General features: G+C 73.1%; 9 protein-coding genes. 6 read left to right on the forward strand and 3 right to left on the reverse strand.

All coding sequences use genetic code 11. The annotated features are described in order from the left end of the window. Positions 1–189: 189 nt before the first annotated feature. Positions 190–1650: an MFS transporter gene (locus ACFXDE_RS42915; RefSeq protein WP_380499657.1), complete on the reverse strand. Its 1461-nt coding sequence runs from the start codon at positions 1648–1650 to the stop codon at positions 190–192. Between the two features lie 102 nt (positions 1651–1752). Here ACFXDE_RS42915 and ACFXDE_RS42920 point away from each other — a divergent pair, with 102 nt between their 5' ends. Beyond that, complete coding sequence (locus tag ACFXDE_RS42920; protein WP_380499658.1) at positions 1753–2685, forward strand: helix-turn-helix transcriptional regulator; 933 nt, start codon at positions 1753–1755, stop codon at positions 2683–2685. Here ACFXDE_RS42920 and ACFXDE_RS42925 read toward each other — a convergent pair. Together ACFXDE_RS42925 and ACFXDE_RS42930 are read right to left on the reverse strand one after the other, a co-directional pair. Beyond that, positions 2682–3113 (reverse strand): hypothetical protein, encoded by a 432-nt coding sequence (locus tag ACFXDE_RS42925; RefSeq protein WP_380499659.1) that lies wholly within the window; start codon positions 3111–3113, stop codon positions 2682–2684. The genes ACFXDE_RS42920 and ACFXDE_RS42925 overlap by 4 nt on opposite strands. Further along, on the reverse strand, positions 3110–3658 hold the full coding sequence (locus ACFXDE_RS42930) for a hypothetical protein (protein WP_380499660.1): 549 nt from the start codon (positions 3656–3658) through the stop codon (positions 3110–3112). Before ACFXDE_RS42930 ends, ACFXDE_RS42925 begins: the two co-directional genes overlap by 4 nt. A gap of 135 nt (positions 3659–3793) precedes the next feature. On the opposite strand from ACFXDE_RS42930, the gene ACFXDE_RS42935 reads away from it, so the two are divergent. From ACFXDE_RS42935 to ppdK, 5 genes are all read left to right on the forward strand, one after another. Further along, positions 3794–5020, forward strand: a complete 1227-nt coding sequence (locus ACFXDE_RS42935) for a sensor histidine kinase (RefSeq protein ID WP_380499661.1) — start codon at positions 3794–3796, stop codon at positions 5018–5020. Then, on the forward strand, positions 5008–5652 hold the full coding sequence (locus ACFXDE_RS42940) for a response regulator (protein ID WP_380445323.1): 645 nt from the start codon (positions 5008–5010) through the stop codon (positions 5650–5652). Before ACFXDE_RS42935 ends, ACFXDE_RS42940 begins: the two co-directional genes overlap by 13 nt. Positions 5653–5654: 2 nt before the next feature. Beyond that, complete coding sequence (locus ACFXDE_RS42945; RefSeq protein WP_380499662.1) at positions 5655–6488, forward strand: DUF4097 family beta strand repeat-containing protein; 834 nt, start codon at positions 5655–5657, stop codon at positions 6486–6488. Between the two features lie 54 nt (positions 6489–6542). Further along, positions 6543–7712: a tRNA dihydrouridine synthase DusB gene (dusB, locus tag ACFXDE_RS42950; protein ID WP_380445325.1), complete on the forward strand. Its 1170-nt coding sequence runs from the start codon at positions 6543–6545 to the stop codon at positions 7710–7712. A gap of 563 nt (positions 7713–8275) precedes the next feature. Next, positions 8276–10984 (forward strand): pyruvate, phosphate dikinase, encoded by a 2709-nt coding sequence (gene ppdK / locus ACFXDE_RS42955; protein ID WP_380445326.1) that lies wholly within the window; start codon positions 8276–8278, stop codon positions 10982–10984. Positions 10985–11146: the final 162 nt, after the last annotated feature.

Here is an 11146-nt window from a genome sequence, read left to right on the forward strand (position 1 = left end):
ATCGCCTACTTTTCTTCGGCCCCCCTGGACGCGGTGCGGGCCCCCCCCGCCTGCCCCCGCACTCGACCCCCCGTGGGCCGGGCCCCCCGCTACCGGGCCCCTCGGCCGTTCTCCGGCGAGGAAACGGCGCGGGCCCCGCCACCGGTACACCGGTTGCGGGGCCCGCGCCGACGGGCGTGACCCGGGGGCTCAGCCGATGGAGCGGGGGAGCCGGGTGGTCAGGTACAGGATGGTGAACGAGCCCAGGAGCTGGATCCCGAGGCACAGGGCGAGCGCCCGGTCCATGCCCAGGGACGGCGCGAGGGACAGGTAGAGCGTGCCGAGGGTCGCGACGCCGAGGGCGAGGCTGGACTGCTGGCCGGTGGCGAGGACGCCGCTGCCGACGCCGGCCCGGGCGGCGGGCACCTTGGAGAGGACGACCCGGAAGAGCGGGGTGCCGATCAGGCCCTGGCCGATCCCGGCGAGCGCGACCCCGGGGGCCATCCGCAGCGGCGAGAAGCCGGCCCAGTCGGCGAGGACGGTGACGGCCAGGGTGGCGAGGCCGACGGCCTGGATGACGGCCCCGGCGGTGAGCACCCGGCTGCCGAACCGGCCGATCAGGCGCGGGCCGGAGAGCGAGGCGGTGAAGTAGCCGACGGCCATCGGGACGAGCGCCCAGCCGGACGCGACCGGGCCGAGCGCCAGCCCCTGCTGCAGGGCGACGGCGACGACGAACATGAAGCCGCCGAAGCCCGCGAAGTAGGGCAGCGCGATGCCGAGGCCGCGGCGCATCTCGGGGATGCGCAGCAGGGTCGGCGGCACGAGCGGGGTGTCCCCGCGGCGCTCGGCGCGGATCTCGACCAGGGCGAACGCGACGGCGAAGACCGGGAACAGGCCCAGCAGGACCCAGGACCACACCGGCCAGCCGGCCGCCCGGCCCTCCATCAGCGGGACGAGCAGGGACAGCAGGGTCGCGGTGAGCAGGACGGTGCCGGGCACGTCGACCCGGGCGGCCCGGGTGGCGCGGCTCTCCGGGACGTAGCGGACGGCGAGGACCAGCGCGAGCAGTGCGAACGGCACGTTCAGCAGGAAGACGGAGCGCCAGCCGGTGCCGAAGACGTCCGCCGCGATCAGCATGCCGCCGAGCACCTGCCCGATGACGACCGAGATGCCGCCGACGGCGCCGTAGACGCTGAGCGCCCGCCCGCGCCGGGCGCCGTCGGTCGCGGCGGTGATGGTGCCGAGCACCTGCGGGATCAGCAGCGCGGCCGAGGCGCCCTGGGCGGCGCGGGCGGCGACCAGGGACCACGCGCCCGGGGCGAGGCCGCAGGCGAGCGAGGTGAGGGCGAAGGCGGCGGCGCCCACGACGAACAGCCGGCGGCGGCCGAAGATGTCGCCGAGCCGTCCGCCGAGCACCAGCAGGACGGCGAAGGCGATGCCGTAGCCGGCGGCGACGAGCTCCAGGACGGCGGGCCCGGCGGCGAGGTCGTGGTCGATGGTGGGCAGGGCCACGTTGACGATGAAGAAGTCCAGCATCGGCAGGAAGGCGCCGAGCAGGACGGTGATCAGGCCGGCGGTGCCGAGGGACGGGGTGCGGGGAGCGGTCGCCGCGGTGCCGGGGGTGGTGGCGGTGCGGACGGGGGCGGGAGCGACGGCGAGTTGTTGGGTCACGGGTCATACGATCCGCCCGGCCGTAGCCTGGTACCAGAGTGTGCTTATCCAGGTATAAGAAGTACCTGGCAACAGGATCCGCGGTGTCGCATCCTAGAACACATGAGCCTGACGACCGCCGCCGCGCACGCGCCCACTGCGGGGGGCTCCTCCGCGCACACCCGGACGGCGGCGCCCGTTGCAGCCACCGCCGCAGCTCCCGCCGCGACGCCCGCCGACGCCCGCCGCCACGACCTCGCCGCCTTCCTCCGCAGCCGCCGCGAACGCCTCTCGCCCGAGCAGGTCGGCCTTCCGCCCACCGGCCGCCGCCGCACGCCGGGGCTGCGCCGCGAGGAGGTCGCGCAGCTCGCCGCCGTCGGCGTCACCTGGTACACGTGGCTGGAGCAGGGCCGGGACATCCAGGTCTCCACCCAGGTGCTGGACGCCGTCTCCCGCGCGCTGCTCCTGGACCCGAGCGAGCGCGCGCACCTGTTCACGCTGGCCGGCGCGGAGGACCCGGCGCCGGTGCTGGAGTGCCCGACGGTCACCCCGGGCGTGCGCCTGGTGCTGGAGCAGATGTCGCCCCACCCGGCGGCGGTGTTCAACACCCGCTACGACATCCTCGCGTACAACGCCCAGTACACCGCCATCGTCGGCGACCTCGACGCGCTGCCGCCCGAGGACCGCAACCTCATGTGGCTGGCGTTCACGCCCTCGCGCTTCCGCGAGGTGCTCGTCGACTACGAGACCGAACGCGACGTGATCGTGGCCCGCTTCCGCGCGGCGATGGCCGACCACGGTTCGGACCCGAGCTGGAAGTCGCTGGTCACCCGGCTGCAGAAGGCCTCGCCCGACTTCGAGGCCGCCTGGCGGCGGCACGACGTGGCCAGGCCGGGCAACGGCGTCAAGCGGTTCCTGGTGCCCGGCGTCGGGATGCTCTACTGCGAGTACACCAACTTCTGGCTGGGCCCCCGGATGGGATCGCGCATGATCACCTACACCCCGCGCGACGAGCGGACCCGCGAGCTGATGAACCTCCTGCCGAACAAGCTCTAGCGGGCCGCGGCGCGCCGCCCGAGCAGCAGGCACACGGCGGCGAGCGGCAGTTCGACGCAGCCCGCCATGACCAGCGCCGCGAGCACCGCGTGGCCGGGCCCGGCGAAGGCGACGTCCACCAGCGCGTCCCCGGCGAGCAGCAGCGCGACCGCCCCGCCCGCCCAGCGGGCGCCGGCGCTGCGCCGCCGCACGGCCGCGTCGAGCGTGAGCAGGGCGGCGAACTCCAGCAGGTCCAGGACGACCCACGGCGTCTCGTGGCAGACCGCGAGCACCGCGAGCCACGGCAGCAGCGCGACGGCGGCCAGCGCGGGCAGCCGCTCGAAGCGGGCCGGCCGCACCAGGCGGTCGAGCCGGTCCAGCGCGCCGGGACGGATGGACGGGAAGAACGGACCGGCGGCCGGACGCCCGGTCAGCACCGCGGTGCTCACTTCGCACCCCCGACGGCCGCCCGGACCCGCACCCGCTCCAGCCCCAGCCGCTCGACCCGGCCCGCCGACGCGCCCGCGGCCGGAGCCGTGACCACGACCCCGGTGAACGGCCCCTCGGCCCAGGCGAGCCAGAACTGTCCGCCCACCGCGACGACTTCACCCGCCACGGCGGCCCGCGGCCCGCGCAGCCACCCGCCGCCGGTGAACACCACCGCCGGAGCCGCGCCGCCGGCCGCCAGCCGCCCCCACGCGAGCACGCGGGAGACCCGGCCGCCGTCCGCCGTCCGCCGCGCCCCGCGCAGCAGCTGCGGCGTGAGCCGGGCGGCGACCAGGACGTCGGCCAGCTCGCCGTGCTCGTACACCTCCAGCGCGGCCCGGCCGCGGCCGGCGCGCACGCTGCGCACCGACCACGGCCCGGGCCCGGCCGGCAGCGTCCCGTCCGGCTCCGGCGCGCGGCGGAGCGCGTCCCCGGGAACACCCCCGTGATTCCCGGGGACGGGCCGCCCGTGCGGCGGAGTGGCTTCGTCCGATGCGGTGCTCGTCATGTCCCCAAGCCTTCCGCCGAGGCCACCCCGCTGTCGGTAGTGCCCCACCCCGAACCGGGGGTGTACCTAGCTACACCCCGGTTCTGCACACCCCTTCATGGCGCCCGGCGATCATGGGCCTCTACGCTGTCGGCCATGCCCTCCACCACGCTGCGCCGAGCGCTCGTCAGGAGCCTGCGGCGGCCTCCGTGGTCGGCGGCGGCCTGGCGGGACACCCGCCTCATAGCCGCCGGGATCCCGCTGGCCGCACCGGTCTGGCTGGCCGTCACCGAGCCGACGCTGCTGTTCCCGGTCACGGCCCTGGTCGTGGTCCTCGCCCGCCCGCTCACCGCCGCCCAGCGCGGCCGGCTGCGCGCCCTCGCCGGGGTGGACGTGCCGCCCCCGCCCGGCGCGACCCGCCGGGGCCGCCCGCTGACCTACCTGAGCACCGGGGTGAACTGGCGTCAGATCGGCTACCACCTGCTCGTCGGCCCGCTCCTGGCGCTCGCCTCGCTGTGCGTCGTCTGGTGCTGGGGCGCCGGCCTGGTGCTGGCCACCCTGTACGGCTGGGTGTGGATGATGCCGGTCGACACCCCGCTGCGCTGGGAACTGGCCGGCACGGACGTGGCGCTCACCGCCGCCGGCGTGCTGCTGCTGGCCGCGTCACCCTGGCTGGCCGCGCTGGCCGCCTGGCTGGAGACCGGTGCCGCGCGGAAGCTGCTCGGCCCGAACCGGGCCGAGGCGCTGGAGCGCCGCGTCGAGGAGATCGCCGAGAGCCGGGCCGGCCTGGTCGACGCGGTCGACGCCGAGCGCCGCCGGATCGAGCGCGACCTGCACGACGGCGCCCAGCAGCGCCTCACCTCCCTCGCGATGAACCTCGGCCTGGCCCGCCGCACCCTCAAGGACGTCCCGCCGGACGCCATGGCGGTCATCGTCGCCGCGCACGAGGAGGCGCAGGCGGCCATCGACGAGCTGCGCGACCTGGTCCGCGGCCTGCACCCGGCCGTCCTGGAGGACCGCGGCCTGGACGCGGCGCTGTCCGGGATCGCCGCCCGGGCCCCGCTGCCGGTGCGCCTGGACGTCGAACTGGCCGAGCGCATCGCCCCGACGGTCGAGGCGGTCGCCTACTTCACCGTCTCCGAGGCGCTCACCAACGTGGCCAAGCACGCCCGCGCCACGAGCGTCGACGTGTCGGTGCGGACGGCCGGGGGCAGGCTGCGCCTGGTCGTCAGCGACGACGGCGTCGGCGGCGCCGATCCGACGCGCGGCAGCGGGCTCACCGGTCTGCGCCAGCGCGCCGCCTCCGTCGACGGCACGCTGTCCGTTCTGAGCCCCCTCGGGGGCCCCACCACACTCACCGTGGAGTTGCCGTGCGCGCTGTGATCGCCGAGGACTCGGTCCTGCTGAGGGTCGGGCTGGTCAAGCTGCTGGAGGCGGTGAGCTTCGAGGTCGTGGCCGAGGTCGGCGACGCCGAAGCCCTGCTGATCGCCGTCGAGGAGCACCGTCCCGACGTGGTGGTCGCGGACGTCCGGATGCCGCCGGGCTTCCACGACGAGGGCGTGAAGGCCGCGATGGTCATCCGCCGGCAGTGGCCGGAGGTGGCCGTCCTGCTGCTCTCCCAGTTCGTCGAGGAGCGCTACGCCGCCGACCTGCTGTCCACCAACACCAGCGGCGTCGGCTACCTGCTCAAGCAGCGGGTGGCCAACGTGGACGACTTCCTCGACGCGCTCCAGCGGGTCGCCGCGGGCGGCACCGCGCTGGACCCGGAGGTCGTCGCCCAGCTGCTGGTGCGCCGCCACCGGGACCCGCTGGAGAAGCTGACCCCGCGCGAGCGGGACGTCCTCGCCCTGATGGCGGAGGGCCGCTCCAACGCCGCGATCGCCGCGTCCCTGGTGGTCAGCGACAGCGCGGTGGCCAAGCACATCAACTCGATCTTCACCAAGCTCGACCTCCCGCCGGCCGACGACAGCCACCGCCGGGTGATGGCCGTGCTGCGCTTCCTGGAGGTCGGGTAGCCATGGCGGACGCTACGGGGGAGGCCCGGCCCGCCGGGCCGCGCGGGGCGCCGGGGCGGGCGGCGACGTGGCGGATCATCGGCTCGCTCAGCCTCGCGTTCCTGCTGGTCACGGTCGTGTCGCAGACCCTCGGCCTGGTGGCGCGCCAGCAGACGACCGAGCAGAAGACGTACGACCACGTCGTCGTCCGCAAGCTCCAGCTGGCCACGGGCAGCGCGTCCGTGCAGGTCAGGGCGGGCAAGGACGACCGGGTCGTGGTCCGCAGGAACCTGAACTACACGTTCCGCGCGCCGCAGGTCTCGACCGTGATCGAGGGCGACGTCCTGGTCGTCGGCGTGTCCTGCCGGCAGCCGCTGCCGTTCCTCAGCTGCGGCGCCGAGATCGAGCTGGAAGTGCCGCAGGGCACCGGGGTGACCGGCTCGGTGGACTCGGGCAGCGTCGACGTGGCGGACCTGAGCGGCGAGGTCAGGCTGGACGCGACCTCCGGGGCGCTGTACCTGCGCCGCCTCTCCGGCGAGGTCCACACGCGGACCACCTCGGGCATGGTGCAGGGCACGGAGCTCGGCTCGGGCCGGGTGGAGGCGAGCAGCACCTCGGGCTCCGTGGAGCTGGACTTCGTCAGGGCCCCGCACGCGGTGGACGTGAGCACCACCTCCGGCTCGGCGACGATGACGCTCCCGAAGGGCAGCCGGTACGCCTTCAGCGGGCAGGTCGGCTCGGGCAGCCGCAGCCTCGACCCGAACCTGTCCGACGCCTCCAGCCCGGACAGCCTCCGGGCCTCGGTCGCGTCGGGCTCGCTGCGGATCGGCTACCGGGAGGACGGCCGAAGCGGGTGAGCCGGGTGGGGGACAATGGAGAGTCCCGTCCCCTGCTCCCGAGGTCAGCCGCGCATGACAGCCACGCCCGCACCCACCGCGACCAGCACCGACTTCGCGCCGCTGGACATTGGCCCGATCCAGGTGTGGCCGCCCGTCGTGCTGGCGCCGATGGCCGGCATCACCAACGCCCCGTTCCGCACCCTGTGCCGGGAGCAGAGCGGCGGCAAGGGCCTGTACGTCTCGGAGATGATCACCACCCGGGCGCTGGTCGAGCGCAACGCCAAGACCATGCAGCTGATCAAGTTCGACCCGAGCGAGAAGCCGCGCTCGATCCAGCTGTACGGCGTGGACCCGGTGACGGTCGGCAAGGCCGCCCGGATGATCTCGGACGAGGGCCTGGCCGACCACATCGACCTCAACTTCGGCTGCCCCGTCCCCAAGGTGACCCGCAAGGGCGGCGGCTCGGCGCTGCCGTACAAGCGCAACCTGCTGCGCGAGATCCTGCGCGAGGCCGTCGCCAACGCGGGCGCCCTGCCGGTGACCATGAAGATGCGCAAGGGCATCGACGACGACCACCTCACCTACCTGGACGCCGGCCGGATCGGCGCCGAGGAGGGCGTGGCGGCGATCGCCCTGCACGGGCGCACCGCCGCCCAGCACTACGGCGGGACGGCCGACTGGTCGGCGATCGCCCGGCTGCGCGAGTCCGTGCCGGCGCACGTCCCGGTGCTGGGCAACGGCGACATCTGGTCGGCGGACGACGCGCTGCGGATGATGCGCGAGACCGGCTGCGACGGCGTCGTGGTGGGCCGCGGCTGCCTCGGCCGTCCGTGGCTGTTCCGCGACCTCGTCTCGATCTTCGAGGGCGACGTCGACTACGCCCGCCCGGACTTCGGCTACGTCGCCGCGGCGATGGTCCGGCACGCGCAGCTGCTCGGCGAGTGGCTGGGCGACGAGGCGCGCGGAGTGATCGACTTCCGTAAGCACGTCGCCTGGTACACCAAGGGCTTCTCGGTCGGTTCCGAGCTGCGGGTGCGGCTGGCCAACTCGTCGTCGCTGGCCGAACTGGCCGAAACCCTGGCCCTGGTGGAGCAGTCCCAGCCGTGGCCGGCCGGTGCCGACGGCCCGCGCGGACGGACCGCCGGCAACAACCGCGTGGTCCTGCCCGAGGGCTGGTTGGACGATCCGTACGACTGCGCCCGGCCGGGTGCGGACGCCGAATCGGACACCTCTGGCGGATGATCTGTACGGAGCGTCGAAATGACCCCTCATGAGGGGTCGGACGCCCCGGCCCAGCCCTCTTGTCCAATCTGGACAGGAGGGCTCCCTTTTGGCAGTGGATCATGACTCAGCGAGCACGATTCTGGACGGAGTGCGACGATCGTCGGAGCCGGACTACGTTCGACCGGCGCGACGCGCTGGTGACACTTGCCACACGCGGCCGGGACTGACGCGGGGTCAGTGGACGAAATGGCCAGATCGGCCGTGGATCGCTTCCCGAAGCCGCCCGGCCACGGACGGCCGATCCGGGTGCAGGAAATCAAGCCGGGGCAACGCGGTCGACCACCGCCCGCTACCGTGCGTCCGGATCGTGTGATCTTCACGTTTCCATGCCTTCAAGACTTGAACGCTGGCTCGCGTCAGCCGGACGATTTCGGCTCCAGAGGTGAACGCCGTTACGCGCATTCGATCTAGCGGGTTACCCCTGGGTACCGGCCTCGTACGGCCTATTGGGGGCAGAGAAAGACCTTCGAAATGGGTATGTTCTCCGGCGTCAGGGCAACCGCGTACGAGGAGACCGACCCGTGCCGTCCCAGCAGAAGTTTGTTTACTCCTTCACCGAAGGAAACAAGGACCTCAAGGATCTTCTTGGCGGCAAGGGCGCGAACCTGGCCGAGATGACCAACCTGGGTCTCCCCGTCCCTCCGGGGTTCACCATCACCACCGAGGCCTGCAAGGTCTTCCTGGAGACCGGCAGTGAGCCCTCCTCCCTGCACGAGGAGATCAGCGCCCACCTGGCCGCCCTCGAGGAGGAGATGGGCAAGAAGCTCGGCCAGGCCGACAACCCGCTGCTGGTCTCCGTCCGTTCGGGCGCCAAGTTCTCCATGCCCGGCATGATGGACACCGTCCTGAACATCGGCCTGTCCGACACCTCGGTGGTCGGCCTCGTCGCCCAGTCCGGCAACGAGCGCTTCGCCTGGGACTCCTACCGCCGCCTGGTCCAGATGTTCGGCAAGACCGTGCTGGGCGTCGACGGCGAGCTGTTCGAGGAGGCCCTGGACGAGGCCAAGCACGCCAAGGGCACCGTCAACGACCTGGACCTGGACGCTTCCGACCTCCGGGAACTCGTCGAGGTGTTCAAGGGCATCGTCGAGCGCGAGACCGGCCGGGCCTTCCCGCAGGACCCGCGCGAGCAGATGGACCTCGCCGTCCACGCCGTCTTCCACTCCTGGAACGGCGACCGCGCCCGGCTGTACCGCCGCCAGGAGCGCATCCCGAACGACCTCGGTACGGCGGTCAACGTCTGCACCATGGTCTTCGGCAACCTCGGCGAGGACTCCGGCACCGGCGTCGCCTTCACCCGCGACCCCTCCACCGGTGCGCAGGGCGTCTACGGCGACTACCTGTCCAACGCCCAGGGCGAGGACGTCGTCGCCGGCATCCGCAACACCCTGCAGCTGTCCGAGCTGGAGAAGCTCGACAAGAAGTCGTACGACGAGCTCATGGCGATCATGCAGAAGCTCGAGAACCACTACCGCGACCTCTGCGACATCGAGTTCACCATCGAGCGCGGCAAGCTCTGGATGCTGCAGACCCGCGTCGGCAAGCGCACCGCCGCCGCGGCCTTCCGGATCGCCGTGCAGCTCGTCGACCAGGGCCTGATCGACCTGGACGAGGCGCTGATGCGCGTCACCGGCGGCCAGCTGGCCCAGCTGATGTTCCCGCGCTTCGCCCCGACCGCCGAGTCCAAGCAGATCGGCTGGGGCCTCGCCGCCTCGCCGGGCGCCGCGATCGGCAAGGTCGTCTTCGACTCCTACACCGCCGTCAAGTGGTCCCGCTCGGGCGAGAAGGTCATCCTGGTCCGCCGGGAGACCAACCCGGACGACCTGGACGGCATGATCGCCGCCGAGGGCATCCTCACCTCGCGCGGCGGCAAGACCTCGCACGCCGCCGTCGTCGCCCGCGGCATGGGCAAGACCTGTGTCTGCGGCGCCGAGGAGCTGGAGGTCGACACCAAGGCCCGCAAGTTCACCACCGCCGACGGCCTGGTGGTCCACGAGGGCGACGTCGTCTCCATCGACGGCGCCAGCGGCAAGGTCTACCTCGGCGAGGTACCGGTCCTGCCGTCCCCCGTGGTCGAGTACTTCGAGGGCACCCTGCACGCTGGCGCCGACGTCCAGGGCGGGCTGGTCCAGGCCGTCCACCGGCTGATGTCGCACGCCGACGGCCGCCGCCGCCTGGCCGTGCGCGCCAACGCCGACAACGCCGAGGACGGCGGGCGCGCCCGCCGCTACGGCGCCCAGGGCATCGGCCTGTGCCGCACCGAGCACATGTTCCTCGGCGAGGAGCGCCGCAAGGAGGTCGAGCACCTGATCCTCGCGGACAACGACAAGGACCGCGAGCAAGCCCTCTCCACCCTGCTGCCGCTGCAGAAGAGCGACTTCCTGGAGCTCTTCCAGGCGATGGACGGACTGCCCGTCACCGTCCGCCTGCTCGACCCGCCGCTGCACGAGTTCCTGCCGAACATCACCGAGCTGTCGGTGCGCGTCGCCCTCGCCGAGGCCCGCAAGGACCCGAACGAGAACGACCTGCGCCTGCTGCAGGCGGTGCACAAGCTGCACGAGCAGAACCCGATGCTCGGCCTGCGCGGTGTGCGCCTCGGCCTGGTCATCCCCGGCCTGTTCGGCATGCAGGTGCGCGCCATCGCCGAGGCGGCCGCCGAGCGCAAGCTGGCCGGCGGGGACCCGCGTCCCGAGGTGATGATCCCGCTGGTCGGCACCGTCCAGGAGCTGGAGCTGGTCCGCGACGAGTGCGAGCGCGTGCTCGCCGAGGTCGCCCAGTCCACCGGCGTGAGCCTGGACATCAAGCTCGGCACCATGATCGAGCTGCCGCGCGCCGCGGTGACCGCCGGTCAGATCGCCGAGGCCGCCGAGTTCTTCTCCTTCGGCACCAACGACCTGACCCAGACGGTGTGGGGCTTCTCCCGCGACGACGTCGAGGCCTCGTTCTTCACCGCCTACCTGGAGAAGGGCATCTTCGGGGTCTCCCCGTTCGAGACCATCGACCGCGACGGCGTCGGCTCGCTCGTCAAGCACGCCGTCGAGGCCGGCCGGGCCACCCGCCCCGACCTCAAGCTCGGCGTCTGCGGCGAGCACGGCGGCGACCCGGAGTCGGTCCACTTCTTCCACGAGGTGGGGCTGGACTACGTGTCCTGCTCCCCCTTCCGGATCCCGGTGGCGCGCCTGGAGGCAGGCCGCGCCGCCATCGAGACGGCGGGCAGCGACTCGCGCTGAGGCAGGGAGGCATCCCCTCCTCAAGCGCGTGGTCGACTGACCGCTCTCCCTCCCGCCGGGAGGGCGTGCACCGGAGCTCGGCGCAGGAGAACCGGCGTACGTAACACGGCCGGGGGGGGGGGGGGGCTGGGCGGGGTGTGGGGTGGGGCTGCGCTGTTGTTG

Source organism: Kitasatospora sp. NPDC059408, assembly GCF_042751525.1.
Taxonomy (GTDB): domain Bacteria; phylum Actinomycetota; class Actinomycetes; order Streptomycetales; family Streptomycetaceae; genus Kitasatospora.